The sequence below is a fragment of the Falsihalocynthiibacter sp. CO-5D18 genome, assembly GCF_041205445.1.
GTDB classification, from domain to species: domain Bacteria; phylum Pseudomonadota; class Alphaproteobacteria; order Rhodobacterales; family Rhodobacteraceae; genus Falsihalocynthiibacter; species Falsihalocynthiibacter arcticus.
In genome coordinates, this window is record NZ_JBGFCF010000008.1 from 79,218 (window position 1) to 102,761 (window position 23,544).

Annotated in this window: 21 protein-coding genes and 1 tRNA gene; 10 read left to right on the forward strand and 12 right to left on the reverse strand. The window is 53.7% G+C overall.

Annotation, left to right across the window (positions count from 1 at the left end):
* Positions 1-4: 4 nt before the first annotated feature.
* From doeA to AB9F27_RS12210, 5 genes are all read left to right on the forward strand, one after another.
* Positions 5-1,192 (forward strand): ectoine hydrolase DoeA, encoded by a 1,188-nt coding sequence (gene doeA / locus AB9F27_RS12190; RefSeq protein ID WP_335584485.1) that lies wholly within the window; start codon positions 5-7, stop codon positions 1,190-1,192.
* 3 nt (positions 1,193-1,195) lie between these two features.
* Complete coding sequence (gene doeB / locus AB9F27_RS12195; RefSeq protein WP_335584484.1) at positions 1,196-2,218, forward strand: N(2)-acetyl-L-2,4-diaminobutanoate deacetylase DoeB; 1,023 nt, start codon at positions 1,196-1,198, stop codon at positions 2,216-2,218.
* Positions 2,208-2,687 carry an Lrp/AsnC family transcriptional regulator gene (locus AB9F27_RS12200; protein WP_335584483.1) on the forward strand — a complete coding sequence of 160 codons (480 nt, stop codon included), beginning with the start codon at positions 2,208-2,210 and terminating at the stop codon, positions 2,685-2,687. Before doeB ends, AB9F27_RS12200 begins: the two co-directional genes overlap by 11 nt.
* A 101-nt stretch (positions 2,688-2,788) precedes the next feature.
* Positions 2,789-4,264, forward strand: coding sequence for an NAD-dependent succinate-semialdehyde dehydrogenase (locus AB9F27_RS12205; protein WP_335584482.1), 1,476 nt, complete (start codon positions 2,789-2,791; stop codon positions 4,262-4,264).
* 12 nt (positions 4,265-4,276) lie between these two features.
* The gene (locus AB9F27_RS12210) at positions 4,277-5,650 is read left to right on the forward strand and encodes an aspartate aminotransferase family protein (protein WP_335584481.1); all 1,374 of its coding nucleotides are present in this window, start codon (positions 4,277-4,279) and stop codon (positions 5,648-5,650) included.
* A 782-nt stretch (positions 5,651-6,432) separates the two neighbouring features.
* On the opposite strand, the gene AB9F27_RS12215 is transcribed toward AB9F27_RS12210, so the two are convergent.
* The 9 genes from AB9F27_RS12215 to AB9F27_RS12255 form a co-directional block, all read right to left on the reverse strand.
* Positions 6,433-6,509, reverse strand: a tRNA-Arg gene (locus AB9F27_RS12215).
* A 105-nt stretch (positions 6,510-6,614) separates the two neighbouring features.
* On the reverse strand, positions 6,615-7,835 hold the full coding sequence (locus AB9F27_RS12220) for a cysteine desulfurase (RefSeq protein ID WP_335584480.1): 1,221 nt from the start codon (positions 7,833-7,835) through the stop codon (positions 6,615-6,617).
* 15 nt (positions 7,836-7,850) lie between these two features.
* Positions 7,851-8,417: a YIP1 family protein gene (locus AB9F27_RS12225; protein ID WP_335584479.1), complete on the reverse strand. Its 567-nt coding sequence runs from the start codon at positions 8,415-8,417 to the stop codon at positions 7,851-7,853.
* Complete coding sequence (locus AB9F27_RS12230; RefSeq protein ID WP_335584478.1) at positions 8,414-8,914, reverse strand: YIP1 family protein; 501 nt, start codon at positions 8,912-8,914, stop codon at positions 8,414-8,416. Before AB9F27_RS12230 ends, AB9F27_RS12225 begins: the two co-directional genes overlap by 4 nt.
* A 2-nt stretch (positions 8,915-8,916) precedes the next feature.
* Entirely contained in the window at positions 8,917-10,188 is a 1,272-nt protein-coding gene (gene sufD, locus AB9F27_RS12235) for a Fe-S cluster assembly protein SufD (protein WP_369757742.1), read from the reverse strand.
* On the reverse strand, positions 10,188-10,943 hold the full coding sequence (sufC, locus tag AB9F27_RS12240; RefSeq protein ID WP_335584476.1) for a Fe-S cluster assembly ATPase SufC: 756 nt from the start codon (positions 10,941-10,943) through the stop codon (positions 10,188-10,190). Before sufC ends, sufD begins: the two co-directional genes overlap by 1 nt.
* A 125-nt stretch (positions 10,944-11,068) precedes the next feature.
* The gene (sufB, locus tag AB9F27_RS12245; RefSeq protein WP_039000806.1) at positions 11,069-12,574 is read right to left on the reverse strand and encodes a Fe-S cluster assembly protein SufB; all 1,506 of its coding nucleotides are present in this window, start codon (positions 12,572-12,574) and stop codon (positions 11,069-11,071) included.
* Between the two features lie 50 nt (positions 12,575-12,624).
* The gene (locus AB9F27_RS12250; RefSeq protein WP_335584474.1) at positions 12,625-13,695 is read right to left on the reverse strand and encodes a cysteine desulfurase family protein; all 1,071 of its coding nucleotides are present in this window, start codon (positions 13,693-13,695) and stop codon (positions 12,625-12,627) included.
* A gap of 8 nt (positions 13,696-13,703) precedes the next feature.
* Positions 13,704-14,165, reverse strand: a complete 462-nt coding sequence (locus AB9F27_RS12255; protein ID WP_039000808.1) for an Rrf2 family transcriptional regulator — start codon at positions 14,163-14,165, stop codon at positions 13,704-13,706.
* Positions 14,166-14,411: 246 nt separating this feature from the next.
* On the opposite strand from AB9F27_RS12255, the gene AB9F27_RS12260 reads away from it, so the two are divergent.
* The 5 genes from AB9F27_RS12260 (at position 14,412) to typA (ending at position 19,224) form a co-directional block, all read left to right on the forward strand.
* A complete protein-coding gene (locus tag AB9F27_RS12260) occupies positions 14,412-15,065 on the forward strand; it encodes an alpha/beta hydrolase (protein ID WP_039000809.1) in 654 nt (217 codons plus the stop codon).
* A gap of 2 nt (positions 15,066-15,067) precedes the next feature.
* Positions 15,068-15,307, forward strand: coding sequence for a hypothetical protein (locus AB9F27_RS12265; RefSeq protein ID WP_335584473.1), 240 nt, complete (start codon positions 15,068-15,070; stop codon positions 15,305-15,307).
* Complete coding sequence (locus AB9F27_RS12270; protein ID WP_335584472.1) at positions 15,307-15,894, forward strand: HD domain-containing protein; 588 nt, start codon at positions 15,307-15,309, stop codon at positions 15,892-15,894. The genes AB9F27_RS12265 and AB9F27_RS12270 overlap by 1 nt, the downstream gene beginning before the upstream one ends.
* 139 nt (positions 15,895-16,033) lie before the next feature.
* Complete coding sequence (locus tag AB9F27_RS12275; protein ID WP_335584471.1) at positions 16,034-17,242, forward strand: NADP-dependent isocitrate dehydrogenase; 1,209 nt, start codon at positions 16,034-16,036, stop codon at positions 17,240-17,242.
* 167 nt (positions 17,243-17,409) lie between these two features.
* Positions 17,410-19,224 carry a translational GTPase TypA gene (typA, locus tag AB9F27_RS12280; protein WP_039000814.1) on the forward strand — a complete coding sequence of 605 codons (1,815 nt, stop codon included), beginning with the start codon at positions 17,410-17,412 and terminating at the stop codon, positions 19,222-19,224.
* A gap of 88 nt (positions 19,225-19,312) precedes the next feature.
* Here typA and AB9F27_RS12285 read toward each other — a convergent pair whose 3' ends face one another.
* From AB9F27_RS12285 to recA, 3 genes are all read right to left on the reverse strand, one after another.
* Positions 19,313-19,600, reverse strand: a complete 288-nt coding sequence (locus tag AB9F27_RS12285) for a DUF1330 domain-containing protein (RefSeq protein WP_335584470.1) — start codon at positions 19,598-19,600, stop codon at positions 19,313-19,315.
* A gap of 1 nt (position 19,601) precedes the next feature.
* Positions 19,602-22,256, reverse strand: coding sequence for an alanine--tRNA ligase (alaS, locus tag AB9F27_RS12290; RefSeq protein WP_335584469.1), 2,655 nt, complete (start codon positions 22,254-22,256; stop codon positions 19,602-19,604).
* 123 nt (positions 22,257-22,379) lie between these two features.
* Positions 22,380-23,450 carry a recombinase RecA gene (gene recA, locus AB9F27_RS12295; RefSeq protein ID WP_335584468.1) on the reverse strand — a complete coding sequence of 357 codons (1,071 nt, stop codon included), beginning with the start codon at positions 23,448-23,450 and terminating at the stop codon, positions 22,380-22,382.
* Positions 23,451-23,544 lie beyond the last annotated feature (94 nt).

A 23,544-nucleotide genomic window follows, 5' to 3' on the forward strand; every position in this document is an offset into this window, starting at 1 on the left:
CATTATGACACCCCCAAAACTCTACTTCTCGAAAGACGAATTCCAGCAGCGCATTCGCAAGACACGCGCCGAAATGGTTCAGCGCAATTTGGACCTTCTGATCGTGACCGATCCCTCCAATATGAACTGGCTGACGGGTTATGACGGCTGGTCGTTTTATGTCCACCAATGTGTGGTTGTCCCCCTGAGTGGCGACCCGATTTGGTTCGGTCGCGGACAGGATGGCAAAGGCGCTTTGCGGACCTGTTTTATGGCACCTGAAAACATCATCGGCTATCCCGATCACTATGTGCAATCGACCGAGCGCCATCCGATGGATTACCTGTCGGCGCAACTTGCGGATCGTGGGTTGGCCAAGGGGCGTGTGGGGGTTGAGATGGACAACTACTATTTCACCGCCGCCGCCTATGGCGCACTGCAAACCCATATGCCCAACGCGCAATTTGTGGATGCCAACGCTTTAGTCAACTGGCAACGCGCCGTGAAATCAGAGGCCGAATTGGGGTATATGCGGCAAGCGGGCAAGATCGTTGAAAAGATGCACCAGCGGATTTTCGACAAGGTGGAACCGGGGTTGCGCAAATGTGATCTGGTCGCGGATATCTATGATGCGGCCTTGCGCTATGACGAGGTTGCGGGGTTTGGCGGCGACTATCCCGCGATTGTGCCCCTACTGCCGTCCGGACCAGACGCCGCCGCGCCACACCTGACGTGGGATGATGCGCCGATGAAAAGCGGCGAAGGCACGTTTTTTGAGATTGCGGGGGTTGCGCATCGTTATCACTGCCCGCTGTCGCGCACCGTGTTTCTAGGAAAGCCGACCCAGACGTTTTTGGACGCGGAAAAAGCCGTACTTGAGGGGATGGATGCGGGACTTGAGAAGGCGCGCGCGGGCAACACTTGCGAGGATATTGCGCTGGCCTTTTTCGCTGTGCTCAATAAATACGGGATCGTGAAAGACAACCGCACGGGCTATCCCATCGGCCTTTCCTACCCGCCTGATTGGGGCGAGCGTACCATGTCGTTGCGCCCCGGAGACAAGACGGTTCTGGAGGAAAACATGACGTTTCACTTCATGACAGGCTTGTGGATGGACGATTGGGGCTTTGAAATCACCGAGAGTATCCGCATCGGCGCGAATGGCCCTGAATGCCTGTCGAATGTACCGCGCAAAATGTTGGTGAAGGACTAGGCCATGATCAAAAACCCAATCACGGCGACCATTCCATTGGATGCTGATGGCGTCCACCATGGCTTTCTGCGCCTCCCCTATAGCCGCGATGACAGCGCGTGGGGGTCGATCATGATCCCGATTTCGGTGATCCAAAATGGCAGTGGTCCAACCGCCTTGTTGACGGGGGCAAATCACGGCGATGAATACGAGGGACCGATTGCTTTGCAGGAATTGGCGGTCACGCTTACCGCCGCGCAAGTTTCGGGTCGTGTCATCATTGTGCCTGCGTTCAATTTTCCTGCCTTTCGCGCGGGTACCCGCACCTCGCCCATCGATAAGGGCAACATGAACCGCTCCTTTCCAGGGCGGCCCAACGGCACCCCGACAGAAAAGATCGCGGATTACTTTCAGCGCACATTGCTGCCGCTTGCGGATGTCGCGGTTGATTTCCATTCCGGTGGTCGAACCCTCGATTTTGTGCCCTTTGCCGCCGCCCATATTCAGGACGACAAGGCAAATGAAGCCGCCTGTTTTGCCGCAATGGACGCCTTTAACGCGCCCTATTCGGTCCAGCTTTTGGAGATCGACAACGCGGGAATGTATGACACTGCAGTCGAAGATATGGGCAAAGTTTTGGTCTCGACCGAGCTTGGGGGCGGTGGGTCTTCCTCGGCCAAATCCAATGCAATTGCTAAAAAAGGTCTGCGCAACATCCTGATTTATTATGGTATTTTGCAAGGCGAGATGGAGATCGCCCCGACCATAAAACTCGACGTGCCGGATGGGGATTGCTTCATCTTTAGCGAGGCCGACGGAATGCACGAACCTGTTGTCGATCTCGGCGAAATCGTTAGCAAGGGCGATGTCGTGGCCCGAGTTTGGCCCGTCGATCGCACGGGGATAGCGCCCACGCAATATCGCGCGGGCCGTGGCGGCATCCTGATCAGCCGGCACTTTCCCGGATTGGTTAAATCTGGCGACTGCGTGGCCGTCATTGGCGTGGATGTCAGTGTACCTAAAGCGGAGAATACTCGTGCAGCTTGATCATCGCGATCTGGAAATCTTGCGGATACTGTCGCAAGAGGGGCGGATCACCAAAGCGGCTCTGGCGGAACGCATCGGCCTGTCACCGACTCCCTGTTGGGACCGCCTAAGAAAGCTGGAAAAGGCGGGGTTAATTGATGGCTACCGCGCCCAGATTAATCTTAAAAAACTCGGGCCGCATGTGACGGTTTTTGTGGCGGCACAGATCGCGGACCACACGGCCGCCAGCTTTCAGGCCTTTGAAGCGGCGGTCCAGACCCATGACGAAGTTGTCGGCTGTTGGGCGCTTGGAGGGGGGCATGATTACCTGCTTCAGATCGTGACGCGCGACATCGACTCCTATCAACGGTTGATTGATGCCATGCTGGAATCGCGCATCGGGTTGTCACAGTATTTCACCTATTTTGTAACCAAACCGGTCAAGGGAACGGGCATCCCCCCCTTGGCCGCGCTATTTTCGCAAGAATAGCGTCCGACTGGCAGAGAATTCAACTGTAGCCCCTTCAAACTTTGGTCACTTCTTCTGTGGCAAACCTGCATGCTTGTGGCGAAACAGAAGGAGGAACGCCCGTGACCAAAACTGCCCTTTCCGCTCGCTCAGAAATTAAGGACAAAGCGCTTGTCCGCAGCTTTTCGTATATCAATGGGAAATGGTGCGCGGCGGAGTCTGGCGAGACCTTTTGCGTAACCGATCCCTCCAGTGGAGCGTTTCTAGGGGACGTTGCCTCGCTAAGTGGGGATGATTCCGCGCGTGCCGTGGATGCCGCGCAGCAGGCGTTTCCTCAGTGGTCGGGCCTGTTACCCCAAGAGCGTTCGGTGATTTTGCGGCGTTGGTTTGATTTGTTGATCGAGCACAAAGAGGACCTCGCGCGCATTATCGTTCTGGAGCAAGGCAAACCCTTGTCCGAAGCCCGTGGCGAAATCAACTATGGCGCTTCCTTTATCGAGTTCTATGCAGAAGAGGCCAAGCGCCCCAATATCGAGGGCGTAACCAGCCACCTGAAAGGGGCCGAAGTCGAAGTTTGGCTGGAACCCGTTGGCGTCGCAGCCCTGATCACGCCGTGGAATTTCCCCTGTGCCATGCTGACTCGCAAGGCGGCAGCGGCCATGGCCGTTGGGTGTACCGTTGTAGCGCACCCCTCTGGTGAGACGCCATTTTCCGCGCTGGCCTTGGCCGAACTTGCCGAACGTGCGGGCATACCGGCGGGCGTTTTCAACGTCGTAACGGGCCAAGCGGCCACGGTTGTGGAGCCTTGGACAAAAGACACCCGCGTGCGCGCGCTGTCCTTTACTGGATCAACCGAAATTGGACGATTGCTGTACCGGCAATCCGCCGACACGGTGAAAAAACTGGTGATGGAACTGGGCGGCCACGCGCCCGTCATCGTGTTCAAAGGAGCCGATATGAAAACGGCTGTGGAGGAGACGATCAAGGCCAAATTCTCAACCTCGGGACAGGATTGCCTCGGCGCCAACCGTATCTATGTTGAACGATCCGTCTATGCGGAATTTTGCGAGGGATTTACGGCGGCGACGAAAGCGATGACCATTGGCATCGGCATGGATGACTGTGACATTGGCCCCTTGATGAACGAAAAGGCCGTACAAAAGCAGGAAGAGCACGTCGCCGATGCGCTCGCCAAAGGTGCAAAGCTGGCTTGCGGTGGCAAACGCCACGTCTTAGGGCCGCTGTTTTACGAGCCAACAGTGCTGGTGGATGTGCCTGCCGATGCGCTGATCCTGCGCGAGGAAACCTTTGGCCCCGTTGCCGCGATATTGCCGTTTGAGACCGAAGACGAGGTGGTGGCCCGCGCCAATGATACCGAATATGGGCTGGTTGCGTACCTGCACAGCGACGATCCGCGGCGAATTTATCGCGTCAGCCGCGCATTACAATTTGGCATGGTGGCGGTCAACCGCACCCAAGTCACAGGAGCCCCTATCCCGTTTGGGGGCACAAAACAATCCGGATTGGGCCGCGAAGGCGCCCGATTGGGGATGGAAGAATTCACCGAAATCAAATACATATGCCGAAATTGGGCGTGAGGAGAAACTAAAATGCTGACTAATGATACACTCGGGCAATGGGATCGGGAAAACTTTTTTCACCCCTCCACACATCTTGCACAACACGCGCGCGGCGAAACACCAACACGCGTGATCAAGACCGCCTCAGGCGTCTATATCGAAGACCGTGACGGCAACAAAATGCTCGACGCGTTTGCGGGGCTTTACTGTGTGAACGTCGGCTATGGCCGTCAGGAAATCGCCGAAGCCATTGCGGATCAGGCGCGCGAGTTGGCCTATTACCACTCTTATGTTGGCCATGGCACCGAAGCTTCGATCACGCTTTCCAAAATGATCCTTGATCGCGCCCCTTCGAATATGTCCAAGGTTTATTTCGGCTTGGGCGGCTCGGACGCGAATGAAACCAATGTCAAATTGATCTGGTATTACAACAACATCCTTGGACGTCCCGAGAAGAAAAAAATCATCTCGCGCTGGCGCGGCTACCACGGATCGGGCCTTGTGACCGGATCGCTGACGGGGTTGGACCTGTTCCACAAGAAATTCGATTTGCCCATGTCGCAGGTCATCCACACTGAAGCACCGTATTACTTCCGCCGCGACAATCTCGATCAAAGCGAAGCCGAGTTTGTGGCTCATTGCGTGGCCGCATTGGAGGCACAGATTGAACGTGAAGGTGCGGATACCATTGCAGCCTTCATTGGCGAACCGATACTGGGAACCGGTGGCATTGTTCCACCACCAGAAGGCTATTGGGCTGCGATCCAAGCCGTTTTGCGCAAGCATGACATTCTGCTTGTAGCCGATGAAGTTGTCACTGGATTTGGCCGTTTAGGGACCATGTTTGGCTCGGATCACTACGGGATGGATTCCGATATTATCACCATCGCTAAAGGCCTGACTTCGGCTTACGCCCCCCTCTCTGGCTCGATCATCTCTGACAAAGTGTGGAAAGTTCTGGAGCAAGGCACGGATGAGAACGGCGCAATCGGACACGGTTGGACCTATTCTGCGCACCCGATTGGAGCTGCTGCGGGTGTGGCAAACCTCAAGCTGATTGATGACCTGAACCTGATCGAAAACGCCGGCACCATCGGCGCATACTTGAAAAAGTCGATGCAAGAAGCCCTGTCTGGGCATGCCAATGTTGGCGACGTGCGCGGCGAAGGAATGCTCTGTGCGGTCGAGTTTGTGAAAGACAAGGACAGCCGCACGTATTTTGATGCGGCTGATAAAATCGGTCCGCAAATATCGGCAACCTTGTTGGCACAAGACAAGGTGATTGCGCGCGCGATGCCCCAAGGCGATATCCTAGGGTTCGCACCGCCATTCTGCCTTAGCCGCGAAGAAGCCGACACCGTTGTTGCGGCAACGGCGCGGGCTGTGAAAACAGTCTTGGGCTAGCCAAAACAATATTGTCGCCCGCTTTCTCCTCATGGCGTTAGCGGGCGACAGCTTTTATTCCTAAGCACAGATGCTATAAGCCATCCATCGTACTGGAAAGCAATGCGGAACTCCAAATCGATATCCGCAATAAAATCGGTGTAGCCTTTGCTTGCGTTGGAAGCTTTGTAGTTTTTTTTGATCACGTCCACCGAAGGGCAACCCACGCCCAACAACCTGCACTTGCCCTAGTTTATTTCCGGACCCGTTCGAACAATCTTTGCCTATGCATGGCGACGAGACACAGACGCGTTTCGGCGTGATGCAGTGTGCATCGCAACCACGCCTCAAGTTTCATCAGATTTGGTGTAGGGAATTCGACGCTGAACAAGTTAACAGCACGATGATCTTATGTCTGGACCACAAAAAAAACCACACCGCCAAAGCTTTCATCGGCCATGACTCCAACAATCTGCCTAATTGTACCGCCCTCAATGCTGTACGCCCTCGATCTGGCTCCATACTTCGCCTAGCCGTCTAAGCTGGCCTATCACGTGATGCCTCACATGTTGAAACATACGTCGATAACCTAGGCGCTACACAATGGCGCGACCGTTTGGGACTGCGCCGGATACTTTGCCACCAGCGCCGAGACGATACGGAAGGTTTACGGCCACCATTCGAGCGATTTTATGGTGTCTGCATTGGGTGCTGTGGAGCATAAGAAATAACGAAACGTTAAAGCTTAAACGTAACTATCAGTTTTTGGGGTTGCGAAAAGAGCAATAAACCCCTTATTTATATGGTGCACCCGACTGGATTCGAACCAGTGGCCTCTGCCTTCGGAGGGCAGCGCTCTATCCAGCTGAGCTACGGGTGCGCCTTGCGTTTACATAGGCCATTGATGCGCGCCCTGCAATCGAAAATATCTGGCTTTTTCGATTGAGTGAATTTCGGAAAACCAGCTCTCTGAACCGTCAATCTTTTAGCCCAAAAGGTCGTGGCAAAGTTCGAGCGCGTCGATAAGGGCGTCAACTTCTTCGACGGTGTTGTACATACCAAAACTTGCGCGCGCGGTGGCTGTCACGCCGAGAAAGGCCATAAGTGGCTGGGCACAATGGTGGCCAGCGCGCACAGCAACGCCTTTTTTATCAAGAACCGTCGAGACGTCATGTGCATGTGCCGCGCCCGCGAGTGTCATCGAGAAAATTGCAGCCTTGGACACGGAATTTCCTTGGATTGTCAGCCAGTTAAGTCCATCAAACTTTAGATTCGCATAATCGCGAAGTTTGGCTTCGTGCGCGGCGATATTGTCCATACCGATGTCCATGAGATAGTCCAGAGCCGCGCCAAACCCAATGATTGGCACAATCGCAGGGGTCCCAGCCTCGAACTTCATAGGTGGATCGTTGTAACTCACACAGTCGCGCGAAACCTCGCGGATCATATCCCCGCCGCCAAGGAAGGGGCGCATTTCAGCCATACGTTCGGGGCGAATATAAATCGCTCCACAACCCGACGGGCCATATAGCTTGTGGCCAGTAATTGCATAGAAATCACAGCCGATATCTTGGACATCAACTGGCGCATGCACGGCCCCTTGCGAGCCATCGACGAGCACAGGAACGCCTTTTTCATGGGCACCTTTGGTGATCGCTTTGACGTCCACAACTGTCCCCAAAACATTGGAAACCTGCGTGACTGCGATAAGTTTTGTGCGGGGTGTAATGGCATCAAGGACAGCCTGAGGGTCTAGGTCCCCCGTCTCATCGGTTTCCACCCAAACGAGTTTGACCCCCAACCGCTCGCGCAGAAAATGCCACGGGACGATGTTGGCGTGGTGCTCCATGATCGACAAAATGATCTCGTCACCCGCCTCCATACGCGGCGCGGCCCAGGCATAAGAGACCATATTGATGGCCTCGGTCGTGCCTGAGGTGAACACGATGTGGTCCTCAGACGGCGCATTCAAAAACTGTGCGACTTTGCCACGCACGGCTTCATATTTGTCGGTCGCGAGATTAGAAAGATAGTGTAAACCACGGTGAACATTGGAATATTCATGCGAATAGGCGTTTGCAATTGTGTCGATAACCACTTGCGGCTTTTGGGCCGAAGCGCCGTTGTCGAGGTAAACCAACGGTTTACCATTCACCTCCCGCGAAAGAATTGGGAAGTCGGAACGAATTTTTTCGATATCATACATAGTGAAGTCCAAACCTTAAGCCGGCACGATCCCAAACAGGGAAACGAAGAAAATGAGAACAAGCGACAAAACAAAAAGGACACCGACAATCAATAGGAACGCCATACCAGTGCTGCGCAATTTATGGGCTTCTGCGAGGAAGCCCGCCATAAGATAAAGGAGATATGGAAGACCAATGAGAAGCGTCATGCCGCTTAGAGTTGGGCTGATGGTCGAGGCGAGGGCAATAATGAGCGGCAGCAGCATCATAAAACCTTGATGGGCGATCATTGCCATTGCTATATCTTGCAACGTGCCTGTCCCCTCCACGGTTCGTCCCGCCCAATAAAACAGGATCGTGGACAGCACGATATTGGAAGCCGCAACAATGACATACCCAGTGGGAGTGGGCGCGACCACGCCTTCTGCAACGGGTGCAATAAGGGTGACAACAAAGCCCATAATGCCAGTCAAAACAGACACGAGTGCCGCCAGTTGGACAAGCACCCTGCCCTGAATTCCGAGATCAAGGACGACCCGCATTCCCACGCGAGGCTTGGTCGCTAACAGGAGGAGCAGGTTTTGAATATCTATGCGGGTCACGTTTCCAGCGCTCCTAAATAGGTTGCTGCAGCCCGCAGACAAAAACCAAACATTCCGAAAAAAACAACCGCTAACACGATATTAACCGATGTTAACGCAGGACCGTTACCAATAAGGCCAGCCACCAAGCCTTGCAACAGCCACACGGGAGTCGACACTAGCAACGCCCAAAAAAGCGCCATGCGGGTGGTGAAACCATGGGCCTGCATGCGGATGAGCTTTTGCAAAATTACGACGACAAAACTGATAGCATAAAGAGCTAGCGGCATGAAAAACAACCAGCCAAGGATCGCCGCGCCAACGCGCGCATCAAATTCAATCGACGGATCAAGATAGGTTTCGCGCGCCAATCGCGGCAGTTGCGCAATGAAAATCACCACAACAGCAATCATCAAATACGCCAAAACCCGCGATTCACTGACGCCTTCGCGCAACTGCCGCGCAAAGGCGCGCGACGGCGCACGATAGCTGCCGATCATATCGCGGGTCAGCGACACAGCTAGCCTTCCAGATTGCGCAGCCAGAGCTCTAGCTGCTCTTGCACGACTTCACGCGCGCCAACATGCGCGATTTCTTCCAAGGCTTCGGCCAAGAATGCCAAGACCAGAAGTTCCTGCGCCTGACGGGATGGAATACCACGCGACCGCAAGTAAAACAGAGCTTCGTCGTCAATCGCACCCGTTGTGGAGCCGTGCGAACAGGCCACATCATCCGCGTAGATTTCAAGCTCTGGCTTGGCATAGAACTGTGCGTCATCATCCAACAAAAGCGCTTTGCTGATCTGATAGCCGTCCGTTTTCTGTGCCCCGGCCTTCACAAGGATCTTGCCTTGAAAAACACCCGTCGCACCGTTGCGCAGCACCTTTTTGAAAACCTGACGGCTCTCGCAATTTACTGCATCATGGGTAATGAAAATCGTGTCATCTTGGTGGAAATCAGCGCCGTCGCCCATTGCCGCCCCGCCCACATGTGCGGAGGCTTCGTCGCCGATGATTTCGATGATGCATTCATTGCGCGTCATCGCACCGTTGGCAGACAGGGTGAAGCTTTTGAGGCTGGATTTTGCAGCCATCCGCACGAAGATATGGCTCAACAAGGTGCGCTCATGGTCCCGCCCTTGAAGACGGATATGATCGAATGCTGCATCTTCGCCAATTTCAACTTCAGTGACGATATTGCTGCGCGTCCCTGCTGTTCCTGTCTCCAAAAGCGTCAGGCTTGCGCCAGCGTCGACCTTGATAACATGGTGCAAAACGGCCTCTGCGTCATTCGCAGTATAGCTGATTTGTACGGGGCGCGTGACAATTCCAGTGGCACGAATAAGCGCGCCTTGGGGTGCAATCGCCGTATTAAGCGCTGCCAAAGGACGCGCAACGGGCGTTTGGCCCGCAATCTCAAGCGCGCCGTAAATCCCGTCTGCCCAATGGATATCAGTATTTGCGGAGAGAAGGTCGATGGTCAGGTTTTCGCCCGCCAAATCGTCGCTAGCCTCAGCATCAAAAATACCGTCCGTGAACACTAGCGTGAGGGGTTTTAACGAAGCAAACGGGCTTGGATCACGGTTCAAACGACCTGTGGGCGCAACGTCGACGCTCACAAACGCATCGGGCCGTGTGTATTTCCAATATTCGTCCCGCCGTACAGGAAGTCCTGTGGAACGCACCCGCGCCACAGCCGCTTCACGCGCGCTTTTGCTAAATCCATGAAGCACATCCGAGATACCTGAAAGGCGGGTCTCTAAAGCGCTTTCTACTTTTGCGGCCAATGCCATTATTCGGCCTCCTCTCGAAGATCAGCGTAGCCGTTATTCTCAACTTCAAGCGCCAATTCTGGGCCGCCTGATTTGATGATACGACCATTGGACATGATGTGAACAACGTCGGGTACAATGTGGTCCAGAAGGCGTTGATAGTGGGTGATCACAAGGAAGCTGCGCTCGCCGTCGCGAAGGGCGTTTACACCCTCGGCCACAAGTTTCATCGCATCAACATCAAGGCCAGAATCTGTCTCGTCGAGGACACAAAGTTTAGGAGCCAGCATCGCCATTTGCAGAATTTCGTTGCGCTTTTTCTCGCCACCAGAGAAGCCAACGTTGACGGGACGTTTCAGCATCTCTGCGTCGATCTTGAGGGCTTTTGCTTGAATGCGAACTTCTTTTAGGAACTCCCCAGCGGTCAGTTCTTCTTCGCCGCGCGCTTTGCGTTGTGAGTTCACGGCTGTGCGCAGGAAGGTCATGTTCCCTACGCCCGGAATTTCCACTGGATATTGAAACGCAAGGAAAACACCCGCTGCGGCGCGTTCTTCGGGATCAAGTTCGAGCATATCCTTGCCTTCAACTTCAATCGAGCCTTCAGTCACAACATAGCCGTCGCGACCCGCCAAAACATAGGAAGTGGTCGATTTCCCCGAGCCGTTGGGCCCCATAATCGCGTGGACTTCACCTTTGCCAATCGAGAGATTCACACCCTTAAGGATTTGCTTATCTTCTTCTTCAAGCTTGACGTGCAGGTTTTTGATTTCTAACATTTTATTCTCATTTCAAGTATTGCAGGAGATGGCGGAAAACCGAAGGATCAGTCTTCAATCTGCCAAAATTGCAGTGTTTAAATTAGGAGCGACGGCGCCAAAAGAATGGCGCCGAAATACGAGGGTCATCCAACCGAGCCTTCAAGCGAGATCGCAACCAAAGCCTGTGCTTCCATCGCAAATTCCATCGGGAGGGCCTGAAGCACATCTTTACAGAAGCCATTGACCACAAGCGCAACCGCGTCTTCTTCGCCGATGCCCCGTTGGCGACAATAAAAGAGTTGATCGTCGTCAACTTTGCTGGTGGTCGCCTCGTGTTCAACGCGGCTCGAGTTGTTTTTGACTTCAATATACGGAACCGTGTGCGCCCCGCATTTGTCGCCAATCAACAGGCTGTCACATTGGGTGAAATTCCGGCTATTTTTCGCCTTGGGGTGCATCGACACAAGACCGCGATAAGTATTTTGTGCCCTACCTGCAGAAATGCCCTTAGAAACGATCCGTGATTTCGTATCGCGCCCGAGGTGCACCATTTTCGTGCCCGTATCAGCTTGCTGATAGTTGTTGGCAATCGCGATGGAGTAAAACTCGCCTTGGCTCTCGTTGCCGCGCAGAATGCAGGATGGGTATTTCCAGGTTACCGCAGAACCGGTTTCAACCTGTGTCCACATAATTTTCGCACGATCGCCGCGGCAATCCGCACGTTTCGTTACGAAGTTGTAAATACCGCCAACGCCGTTTTCATCGCCTGGATACCAGTTTTGGACCGTGGAATACTTAACTTCGGCGTCTTCTTCGATGATGATTTCAACGACGGCCGCGTGAAGCTGTGCGACATCGCGTTTGGGGGCGGTGCAACCTTCCAAATAGCTCACATAGCTGCCTTTGTCGGCAATAATCAATGTGCGCTCAAACTGGCCGGTATTCTCGGCATTAATCCGGAAATATGTGGACAATTCCATCGGGCAGCGCACGCCGGGAGGCACGTAAACGAACGAACCGTCCGAGAAAACGGCGCTATTAAGCGTCGCATAGAAGTTGTCCGAAACCGGCACAACCGATCCCAAATACTTCTTTACCAAATCAGGGTATTTTTTGATCGCTTCGGAAATCGAGCAGAAAATTACACCGACTTTTTCAAGGTCTTTCTGAAAAGTTGTGCCCAAGGACACCGAGTCAAACACCGCATCAACGGCAACTTTGCGCTCGCCTTCTGGCGCTTCAACACCGGCAAGAAGCGCTTGCTCTTTCAAGGGAATACCAAGCTTCTTGTATGTTTCCAGAAGCTTAGGATCGACATCATCCAAGGACTTTGGCTTTTCTTCCATGCTTTTTGGACGCGCGTAATAGTAGATATCTTGGAAGTCGATGTCGTGATAGTTTACCATCGCCCATTTCGGCTCTGTCAGGTTTTCCCAACGCGCAAACGCGTTAAGGCGCCATTCGGTCATCCATTCCGGCTCATCGTTCTTGCTGGAAATCAACTTCACAATATCAGGGTTCACGCCTTTAGGAGCGTATTCCATCTCAATTTCAGTGTTCCAGCCGTGTTTATATGTGCCCGCTAGCGAATTTACCGCGTCAACGGTCTCAACTTCTACACCGTCTTTGACTTTAACCTGATCCAAAATGGACCTCCTAACTTCTTATGCCCGAGGGCGAATTTCCACCCAAAAGGGCCTTATCTGCGCGCCGCGTGGCGCTTGTATGCTGCGGTCCAAGCTTCTGCAAAACGCAGCACTTGATCCTCGGTTGTGTTCGGCCCGATGGAAACGCGTAAAGCACACGAGGCCTCTTGATCGCTAAATCCCATCGCCCGAAGAACTCGGCTCGCACGGACTTTTCCCGACGAACACGCCGAGCCAGCCGAAACGGCAAACCCTGCAAGATCCATCTGCATCACTTGCGTTTCCCCCTTCCAACCGGGTGTGAGGAAACAACTTGTATTCGGAAGCCGCGCGCTCCTATTCCCGACAAAAATAGTCTCTTTCACAGATTCTGCCAGTGCTTTTTCTAGAATGTTTCTAAGTTTGTCAATTTCCGCCCAAATTCCAGCGTCCAAATCCCGTTTTGCGGCCTGTGCAGCCGCCCCAAATCCGGCGAGTCCGATCACATTCTCGGTGCCCGAACGGCGGCCCATTTCTTGGCCACCCCCAAGCGCGTTTTCGATCTCGACACCCTTGCCCAGAATCAAAGCCGCGGCCCCCTTCGGCCCTCCGAACTTATGCCCAGAACAAATAGCCGCCTGCGCATAAGCCTCTGAAAAGTTGAACGGAACCTTGCCGATCACCTGTGTTGCATCAACCATCCCGATGGGGCGTCGCTTGACCGCAGATTGCAAAACACCTGTCTCGGAATTGGCGACTTGCAAGGTACTCAGCGGCGCGTTTTTGTCCCAAATAATCTGACCATCGGGGTCCACAGGAATAATTTCAGAACCCGCGCACGCTTCAATTTGTGCAATCACCGCATCGTGTTCAATTTCAGCGCCCGTTAGGTCTGATTTTCCCGCAAACCACATTTGAGCGGCTTCGGTCGCCGAACTTGTGAAGGCAATATCCTGCGGATCACAGCCTGCGAGGTCCGCCACCTGTGCGCGGGCGCGCTCGACCAATGCCTTGGCCACGCGCCCTTCTGAGTGCACGCTCGACGGATTTCCGACCACATCCATCGCCGCAATCATCGCGTCACGCGCCTCTTGCCTGAGGGGCGCGGTTGCATTCCAATCCAAATATACTCTGAGGTGCCGCATTTTCTCGCCTACTCGTCGTCAACGACTTCAAGAAGGTTCGGAACCGCCGGACAGGGGATCACCCCATTCTCAATCACATCAGAAAGACGTGTTTGGTGTAAAAACACATAGACGTTGGCGCTCAAACCTTCCCACAGCCGGTTGGTCAGGCTTTGCGCACGACTACCAGACGCGCCACCACTGGCTCCCGCCCCTTTATGCATCGCAGATACCGTTTCATCCACCGCACCAAAAATCTCGGACACGCGAATGGCGTCAGCACTGCGCGCCAAACGATACCCGCCCCCAGGACCGCGCACCGAAACCACAAGCTCCGCGCGGCGCAAACGCACGAAAAGCTGCTCCAAATAAGGGAGGGAAATGTCTTGGCGACGCGAAATCTCGCCCAGTGACGTCGGCTTCCCTTCAGGTTGCAACGCCAAGTCCGTGAGGGCAACCATGGCGTAACGCCCTTTTGTGCTCAATTTCATTGGTCTCTCCTAGCCGTAATTCGGGTTACAGCGCCCTTTTTCAAACAGTTTCCGATATCTTCACCTCGGATTGGCCTCAAAAATCGGTATTTCATTGACGAAAGGCAGTACGCACCTTAGGTCAGACAAGATCGTTTGGTCGCTATCGACCCCATAGTTAGAATTGTTCTAAATTACCTGAGGCTTTCCGTCAAGATTGCCAGAGCAATTTAGATCAAACGCAATAGAAAGAGACAGGGACCCCTCATGCCCGAAGTAATTTTTCCCGGCCCCGAAGGCCGCCTCGAAGGCCGTTACCACCCGCAAAGACCAAAGGACGCGCCGATTGCAATCATTTTGCATCCGCATCCGCAGTTTGGCGGCACGATGAACAACAAAGTTGTCTACAACATGCACTACGCCTTTTATAAAATGGGCTTTACCGTGTTGCGGTTCAATTTTCGCGGCGTGGGCCGCAGCCAAGGCGAGTATGATCAAGGGATCGGCGAGTTGTCGGATGCCGCGAGTGCGTTGGATTATTTACAATCAATGAACCCGAACGCCAAACATTGCTGGGTTGCTGGCTTTAGCTTTGGTGCGTGGATTGGCATGCAGCTTTTGATGCGTCGCCCTGAGATCACCGGATTCATTTCCGCGTCGCCCCCCGCGAATATGTATGACTTCAGCTTTCTTGCACCCTGCCCCGCGTCTGGCCTGATTATCAACGGCACCGCCGACCGCGTCGCACCGCCTGCGGATACACGCGCGCTTGTGGACAAATTACACGAGCAAAAAGGCATCACAATTACCCATACCGAACTTGAAGGGTCCGGCCACTTCTTTGAAGAGCCACATATGGACACGATGATCGGCCATGTGGACACATATGTACGCCGTCGTTTAACTGAGAACACCCGTTAATCATGGGTGTTCTTGATGATCTCGCAGACGAACTCGCCCGTGACGCACTTGATGCGGGCGACAGGATGGGTCAAAACGAATACTATAGGGAAGTGGCGAAAGTTCTGAGTGAAAGCTCAGCGACGCTTGAAGAAACCTTCCTAACGTCGATCCGCATCCGCCTTGCGGAACGGCGTGGGCGTGCGTTTTTGACTGAAACCCTTTCGAATTTTGCCAAAGAGGCAAAAAGGCCTAGTTCCTGATGAAGCATACCTCGTCTCTCGCCCAACAGTTCGCTTTTCTCGAAGAAGCCGATCGCCTGAAAAATATCCTGCGTGCGACACCGATCCACGACGATTCCCGACCTGAGAATTCTGGTGAACACAGTTGGCACGTCGCCCTTTATGCTATGGTCCTTGCAGAGCATGCGGCCCCTGACGTGAACATTAATCGTGTCGTCAAAATGCTACTTCTGCATGATCTGGTCGAGATTGATGCGGGCGATACCCCCATTCACGGTGATTTTGATGCCGCCGAGCAAGAGGCCAAGGAGAAGTTGGCCGCAGATCGAATTTTTGCCCTTTTACCCGTCGCTCAGGCGCTTGAATTCCGTGCGTTGTGGGATGAATTTGAAGCCGCCGAAACACCCGACGCAATCTTTGGGAAATCCATCGACCGTGTGCAGCCGCTGGCGCTGAATATGGCATCCGGTGGCGGTTCATGGCGCGAATATAACGTCACTTTGGATCAAATCGACGCACGCGTTGGCACAAAAGTCGCGCGCGGCGCGCCGACGGTTTGGACTTATATCCGCGCCCGCGTTGAACACTTCTTCGTCACTCAAGACTAGTATAGCGACTTAATGGTTTTCAAAGCTAGGGTCGCCGTTTGTTTTTGAAATATGTATACAATAGTATACACACTTTGACTTTCCCCAAATTTGAGCTACAAGCGGCACAAATCCGACTCACCTAACCAAGAGGCCTCCCATGACCAAAATCAAGGTGGAAAATCCCGTTGTCGAACTCGACGGCGACGAAATGACCCGCATAATTTGGCAATTCATCAAAGACAAGTTGATCCTGCCCTACCTCGATATTGATCTCAAATATTATGATTTGGGCATCATGTCGCGGGACGACACCAATGACCAAATCACGATCGACTCTGCCGAAGCGATCAAGAAATATGGCGTTGGCGTCAAATGCGCGACCATCACCCCCGACGAAGCGCGGGTTGAGGAATTTGGCCTGAAGGAAATGTGGCGCTCCCCCAACGGCACGATCCGCAACATTCTGGGTGGCGTTGTGTTTCGCCAACCGATCATTTGCAAAAACGTGCCGCGCCTTGTTCCCGGCTGGACAAAGCCCATCGTCATTGGCCGTCACGCATTTGGCGATCAGTACAAAGCCACCGATTTCCGCTTTCCGGGCAAAGGTAAACTGACGATGAAATTCGTCGGCGACGACGGCACTGTTATTGAACGCGACGTTTATGACGCGCCTGCCGCGGGTGTGGCCATGGGCATGTACAATCTTGACTCCTCAATCATAGATTTCGCCCGCGCATCGCTCAACTATGGTCTGCAACTGGGTTGGCCCGTGTATCTCTCGACGAAAAACACCATCCTCAAGGCCTATGACGGGCGCTTCCTCGACCTATTCCAACAGGTCTATGAGGAAGAATTCGAAGCGGATTTCAAAAAAGCAGGCATTTACTACGAGCACCGTTTGATCGACGACATGGTCGCCTGTGCGATGAAATGGAACGGCGGTTTTGTTTGGGCTTGTAAGAATTATGACGGCGACGTGCAGTCCGACACCGTGGCGCAAGGCTTTGGCTCGCTCGGCCTAATGGCTAGCAAGTTAATGACGCCTGATGGCAAAATCGTCGAAGCAGAAGCGGCCCACGGCACAGTGACGCGTCACTTCCGTCAGCACGAAAAGGGCGAAGCAACCTCGACCAATTCCATCGCGTCGATTTACGCATGGACGGGTGGTTTGAAACACCGCGCCAAGCTCGATGACAATGCACAGCTGGTGGCCTTCGCGGAAACGCTTGAGAAAGTGGTCATAGACACCGTTGAAAGCGGCCACATGACCAAAGATCTCGCCCTGCTTGTCGGACCAAACCAAAGCTGGCTCACAACAATGGGCTTCCTTGAGAAAGTTGACGCGAACCTGCAAGCCGCCCTTTAGGCTTCCAGCTTTATTGCACTTGCGCCCCCGCTTCGGCGGGGGTACTCGTTCCACATCATTATTTCGCAATAATCCGCCGCGTATTTTGCCACCTTTCGCTTTAGGGGTGGCCTTTTGACGCAAGGCGGGTTACGTCGCGCGCAACTCATCTTTAAAGGCAGGCTCCAATGGAACTTCGCAATATCGCGATTATCGCACACGTTGACCACGGCAAGACCACTTTGGTGGACGAGCTTCTAAAACAATCCGGTACTTACCGCGAAAACCAAGCGACGTCTGAACGCGCGATGGATTCCAACGACCTTGAGCGCGAACGCGGGATCACCATCCTTGCCAAAGCAACCTCTGTTGAATGGCGCGGCACACGGATCAACATCGTTGACACCCCCGGCCACGCCGATTTCGGCGGCGAAGTTGAGCGCATTCTGTCGATGGTTGACGGCGTTGTTTTGCTTGTGGATGCGGCTGAAGGCCCTATGCCACAAACGAAATTCGTCCTCTCCAAAGCGCTCGCTCTGGGCCTTAAGCCAATTGTTGTTGTCAACAAAGTCGACAAACCCGATGGCGAACCTGACCGCGCCCTTGACGAAGTTTTCGACCTGTTTGGCTCGCTTGATGCGACCGACGCGCAACTCGATTTCCCGCATTTGTATGCCTCTGGCCGTGCCGGCTGGTGTGACAAATCCCTCGACGGTCCGCGCAAAGACCTTTCCGCTCTGTTCGACAAAATCGTTGAGCATGTCGAAGCTCCCGCACAACAAGCCAATGCAGGCCTCGCCTTCTCGATGCTGGCAACAACCTTGGGTGCCGACCCTTTCCTTGGCCGTATTCTTACGGGCCGCGTGGAAACAGGTACGCTTAAAACCGGCGACGCAATTGTTGCGCTTTCCGGCGATGGCACAAAAATCGAACAATTCCGCGCAACCAAGATCCTTGCGTTCCGTGGCCTTGGCCAACAGCCCATCGACGAAGCTGTCGCAGGCGACATCGTTTCCATCGCAGGCATGAGCAAAGCCACCGTGGCCGATACATTGTGTGATGCGTCCGTTACGGTTGCGATCCCTGCCCAGCCGATTGATCCCCCAACGATCACTGTAACCTTTGGCATCAACGACAGCCCGCTTGCTGGTCGCGATGGTAAAAAAGTTCAGTCCCGCGTCATTCGCGACCGTCTGATGAAAGAAGCCGAAAGCAATGTTGCGATTAAAGTAACCGACACTCCGGGCGGCGACGCTTTCGAAGTCGCCGGTCGTGGCGAATTGCAAATGGGTGTCCTCATCGAGAACATGCGTCGCGAAGGCTTTGAGCTTTCAATCTCGCGCCCACAGGTTTTGTTCAATGACATCGACGGCGTTCGTAATGAGCCCATCGAAGAAGTCACAATCGACGTGGACGACGAATACTCCGGTGCTGTGATTGAAAAAATCACGGGCGTGCGTAAGGGTGAAATGACCGACATGCGCCAAACAAACGGGAAAACACGCATTATTGCGCTTGTTCCTGCGCGTGGCCTGATCGGTTACCACGGCGAATTCCTCACGGATACTCGTGGTACTGGCGTTATGAACCGCGTGTTCCACAGCTGGGCACCGCACAAAGGCGCCATCCCAGGTCGTCGTGCTGGTGTGTTGATTTCGATGGAAAACGGATCGTCTGTTCCCTACGCGCTTTACAACCTCGAAGATCGCGGAAAATTCTTCATCGGCTCTCAGGAAGAAGTCTATGTCGGTATGATTATCGGCGAGCACACCCGTGAAAACGATCTGGAAGTGAACCCGCTCAAAGGGAAAAAACTTTCAAACGTTCGTGCCAGCGGAACCGACGAAGCGGTGCGTTTGACCACGCCTGTGCGCATGTCTTTGGAAGAAGCGATTGCCTATATCGACAACGACGAACTGGTTGAAGTTACACCTAGCTCCGTCCGTATGCGCAAACGCCACCTTGACCCCCACGAGCGCAAGCGTCACGCGCGCACGAATTAAGCCAAACAAAAACGCGCGCAAACATCTGTTTGCGCGCGTAATAATTTCACATGAGCCGCGCTTAATGCGCGGCTTTTGCGTTTTTAGGTTACTCGGTGGTTTCTACGATCACCAAATCGCGCTCGCTTGCATTGCGTGCATGGCTCAGCGCTTCTTGATAAGCTGCGGAATGATAGCAATCATGCGCGGCCTGCAGACTTGGAAATTTCGCCACTACATTGCGCGAGCGATCATTGCCCTCAAGCTGCTCATAAGCGCCGCCGCGCGCAATAAAATGCCCGCCGTGGTCCGCAATCGCAGGTCCTGCAAGAGCCGCATATTTCCCGTAAGCAACGTCATCCGTTACCTTCACATGTGCGATCCAAAGAGCACCCATATTATCCTCCAATTACGGCTTCTGCCGCTTTAATTGCTGCGTCCGACTGCGAAACATCGCTGCCGCCGCCCTGTGCCATCGCGGGGCGACCACCGCCCCCCTTACCGCCGAGATGCGCCACGGCAGCCTGTACCAAATTCACGGCGGAAATCTTGTCTGTCAAATCATCGGTAACGCCCGCGGCGACCGCCGCTTTGCCATCCACATCCGCGATCAACAAAACCACACCCGATCCAATCTGCACTTTGTACTGCGCAACCAAATCGGGCAGGTCTTTGCCGCTGACGCCCGACAGAACCTGCGCAAGAAAAGCAACGCCGTTAACGTCCCGCGCTTCTGCGGCCTCGCCCGCACCTGCCATCGCCAACTCACGACGCAATTGTGCCACTTCGTTTTGCAAGGATTTGCGCTCATCCATCAAAGCTTTCACACGGTCAGGGACCTGTGCTGGTTGCGCCTTGAGCATCCCCGTCAGAGCACCAAGATGCTGAGTTTGCTCGCGAATATGGGCCAACGCACCCTCGCCCGTAAGAGCTTCAATCCGACGCACACCCGACGAAGACGCCCCGTCAGACAGCAAGATAAACGCACCGATATCGCCCGTACGCTTCACATGTGTCCCGCCACAAAGCTCCAGAGAATAGGTATTTCCCGACAGTCCCTTTTTGGACCCTGCGGCAACGCCCATCGAAACAACGCGGACCTCATCGCCATATTTCTCGCCAAACAGCGCCTGGGCGCCAAGGGCGCGCGCATCATCTGGCGTCATAATCCGTGTGTCCACAGGCGTGTTTTGACGGATAAAGGCATTTACCTCGGCACTCACCTGTTCAAGATCTTCGGCCTCAAGCGCTTTGCCGTGGCTGAAATCAAACCGCAAACGATCATCTGCATTCAACGATCCACGCTGCGCCACATGGTCACCAAGACGAGCGCGAAGGGCTTCGTGCAGCAGGTGTGTCGCGGAGTGATTGGCCCGAATAGACGCACGGCGCGCGTGGTCAACCTGAAGTTCCGCGCCCTGCCCTGTGGAAATCTCGCCCTCAGAAACGTTTGCGGAATGAACAAACAAGCTGCCAATTTTACGTGTGTCGGTGATCTTGGCCGCGCCAGTGCCCGTTTTCAAAAGCCCCGTATCGCCAATTTGGCCACCACTTTCCGCGTAAAACGGTGTTTGGTTCACGACAACCTGAACTTTGGACCCTTTGGATGCCGCATTTTGTGCGGCTCCTTCAGAAACGATCGCGAGTATTTGCCCCTCAGCGACCTCAGTTTCATAGCCCAAGAACTCGGTGCTGCCATGGGCGTCCGCAAGTTCGAACCAAATCGCAGCGTCTGCGGTTTCGCCCGACCCCGACCAAGCGGCGCGGGCCATTGTTTTCTGGTTCTCCATGGCTTTTTCAAAGCCCTCGATGGCAACCGAGCGGCCTTTTTCCCGCAAAGCATCCTGCGTCAGATCGAGCGGAAATCCATAGGTATCATACAATTTAAAGGCGGATTCACCGGAAAGGTCTTCCCCTTCTGCAAGCCCTGAAATCTCATTGTCCAAGAGCTTCAGGCCCCGATCAAGCGTTTGCCGGAACCGTTGTTCCTCAAGCTTCAAGGTCTCTTGGATCATCGCTTGGCCTTGCGACAACTCAGGATACGCACCGCCCATTTGGCTCACCAAAGCGGGAACGAGCTGGTGCATAACTGGATCTTTAGCCCCCAGAAGATGCGCATGCCGCATGGCGCGACGCATGATGCGACGTAACACATACCCGCGCCCTTCGTTGCTTGGCATAACACCCTCTGCAATCAAAAATGACGTCGAGCGAAGGTGGTCAGCAATGACGCGGTGGTGCACGTTTTTGTCACCATAAGGCGCCTGCCCCGTTACACTTGCCGACGCTTCGATAAGCGTTTTGAACAAGTCGGTGTCGTAATTATCATGGCTGCCCTGTAGCAAGGCCGCAATTCGTTCAAGCCCCATGCCCGTATCAATAGACGGCTTGGGCAAGTTCAAACGGTCGCCGTTTTCTTGCTGCTCGAACTGCATGAAAACGATGTTCCAAATTTCAATAAAACGATCGCCGTCTTCTTCTGGTGAACCGGGAGGGCCACCCCAAATGTGATCGCCGTGATCGTAGAAAATTTCCGTACACGGTCCACAAGGGCCTGTGGCGCCCATCGACCAAAAGTTATCGTCCGTCGGGATGCGGATAATGCGATCATCCGACAGGCCCGCATATTTCTTCCAAATATTCGCGGCCTCATCATCGGTGTGATAAACCGTAACGAGGAGTTTATCCTTGTCGATCCCGAACTCTTTGGTCAGTAAATCCCACGCGAAGGGAATGGCTTCTTCCTTGAAATAATCGCCGAAACTAAAGTTCCCGAGCATTTCAAAAAACGTGTGATGGCGCGCAGTATAACCAACATTGTCGAGGTCATTATGTTTGCCGCCAGCGCGCACACATTTTTGGCTCGAGGTGGCGCGGGAGTAGTCGCGTTTTTCAACGCCTGTGAACACATTCTTAAATTGAACCATACCCGCATTTGTAAACATAAGCGTGGGATCATTGCGCGGAACCAAGGACGAGCTGTCAACAACCGCGTGACCGTTGCCCTTGAAATAATCGAGATAAGTGGATCGGATATCATTTAAGCTCGGCATGGCACGCTCTTTCAGACAGATTTTTCATGGTTTCCTTGGTTTAACTGTGCACCCGCGCCCTGTCCATACGAAGAAAGGCCCACTGAACGTTCAGCGGGCCTTTTACTTCAATTTTTAGACGATTTAGGCTTCGAGAATATCTTCACTGTCATTGGTCTTCTTTTCACCGAAATCCAAACCGTGAGCCGCTCGAATTTTATCTTCGATTTCAAGGGCAATCACAGGATTATCGGCAAGGAATGCCTTGGCGTTTTCGCGGCCTTGACCGACACGCTCGTCGCCGTAGCTAAACCATGAGCCAGACTTGTCGACGACACCCGCTGCGACACCAAGATCTAGCAACTCACCTGTCTTGGAAATCCCCTCACCAAACATGATATCAAACTCAACTTGCTTAAAGGGCGGTGCCACCTTGTTCTTCACGACTTTCACGCGGGTCGAATTGCCAACAATTTCATCGCGGTCTTTCACGGACCCAGTCCGGCGAATATCCAAACGCACTGAGCTATAGAATTTAAGCGCGTTACCGCCTGAAGTCGTCTCAGGGCTGCCAAACATAACGCCGATTTTCATACGGATCTGATTAATGAAAATGACCATGCAATTGCTGCGCGAAATCGATCCCGTTAATTTTCGCATCGCTTGACTCATGAGGCGGGCTTGAACACCAACCGAACTATCCCCCATGTCGCCTTCAAGCTCGGATTTTGGTGTTAACGCGGCAACGGAATCTACTACGACCATACTAACCGCGCCAGAACGCACCAGAGTGTCAACAATTTCAAGGGCTTGTTCACCGGTATCAGGTTGAGATATCAGCAACTCATCAATATCGACCCCCAAACGCTTTGCATAGACTGGATCAAGTGCATGCTCTGCATCGACAAAAGCACAGACCCCTCCGGTTTTTTGCCGTTCCGCCACGCAATGCAACGTCAGTGTCGTCTTCCCGGAACTCTCTGGACCGTAAATTTCAATGATCCGCCCCATTGGCAAACCGCCAATGCCAAGGGCAATATCCAGACCAAGGGATCCTGTAGAAGACGCCTCGATTTCTGCAATTGCCCCAGCGCCTAATTTCATAATTGCGCCCTTGCCAAATTGACGCTCGATTTGCGCGAGCGCTGCATCCAGCGCCTTTTGCTTGTCTTGAGATTTTTTATCGCTCATTTTTGAAAGCTCTGCCGTTGCCATGTTTTCCAGTCCCTTATTTCACACCCCGTCACGGGCAGCAATCATCAACAATGTTCGCCTCTTGTTCTCTTATGAGATCAAAGTGAGAACATTT

Excerpts from the sequence above, each read along its gene's own strand:
- doeA (WP_335584485.1), top strand. The coding sequence starts at position 5 with ATGACACCCCCAAAACTCTACTTCTCGAAAGACGAATTCCAGCAGCGC.
- doeB (WP_335584484.1), top strand. The coding sequence starts at position 1,196 with ATGATCAAAAACCCAATCACGGCGACCATTCCATTGGATGCTGATGGC.
- AB9F27_RS12210 (WP_335584481.1), top strand. The coding sequence starts at position 4,277 with ATGCTGACTAATGATACACTCGGGCAATGGGATCGGGAAAACTTTTTT.
- AB9F27_RS12220 (WP_335584480.1), bottom strand. The coding sequence starts at position 7,835 with ATGTATGATATCGAAAAAATTCGTTCCGACTTCCCAATTCTTTCGCGG.
- sufD (WP_369757742.1), bottom strand. The coding sequence starts at position 10,188 with ATGGCATTGGCCGCAAAAGTAGAAAGCGCTTTAGAGACCCGCCTTTCA.
- sufC (WP_335584476.1), bottom strand. The coding sequence starts at position 10,943 with ATGTTAGAAATCAAAAACCTGCACGTCAAGCTTGAAGAAGAAGATAAG.
- AB9F27_RS12250 (WP_335584474.1), bottom strand. The coding sequence starts at position 13,695 with ATGCGGCACCTCAGAGTATATTTGGATTGGAATGCAACCGCGCCCCTC.
- AB9F27_RS12255 (WP_039000808.1), bottom strand. The coding sequence starts at position 14,165 with ATGAAATTGAGCACAAAAGGGCGTTACGCCATGGTTGCCCTCACGGAC.
- AB9F27_RS12260 (WP_039000809.1), top strand. The coding sequence starts at position 14,412 with ATGCCCGAAGTAATTTTTCCCGGCCCCGAAGGCCGCCTCGAAGGCCGT.
- AB9F27_RS12265 (WP_335584473.1), top strand. The coding sequence starts at position 15,068 with ATGGGTGTTCTTGATGATCTCGCAGACGAACTCGCCCGTGACGCACTT.
- AB9F27_RS12270 (WP_335584472.1), top strand. The coding sequence starts at position 15,307 with ATGAAGCATACCTCGTCTCTCGCCCAACAGTTCGCTTTTCTCGAAGAA.
- AB9F27_RS12275 (WP_335584471.1), top strand. The coding sequence starts at position 16,034 with ATGACCAAAATCAAGGTGGAAAATCCCGTTGTCGAACTCGACGGCGAC.
- typA (WP_039000814.1), top strand. The coding sequence starts at position 17,410 with ATGGAACTTCGCAATATCGCGATTATCGCACACGTTGACCACGGCAAG.
- AB9F27_RS12285 (WP_335584470.1), bottom strand. The coding sequence starts at position 19,600 with ATGGGTGCTCTTTGGATCGCACATGTGAAGGTAACGGATGACGTTGCT.
- alaS (WP_335584469.1), bottom strand. The coding sequence starts at position 22,256 with ATGCCGAGCTTAAATGATATCCGATCCACTTATCTCGATTATTTCAAG.
- recA (WP_335584468.1), bottom strand. The coding sequence starts at position 23,450 with ATGGCAACGGCAGAGCTTTCAAAAATGAGCGATAAAAAATCTCAAGAC.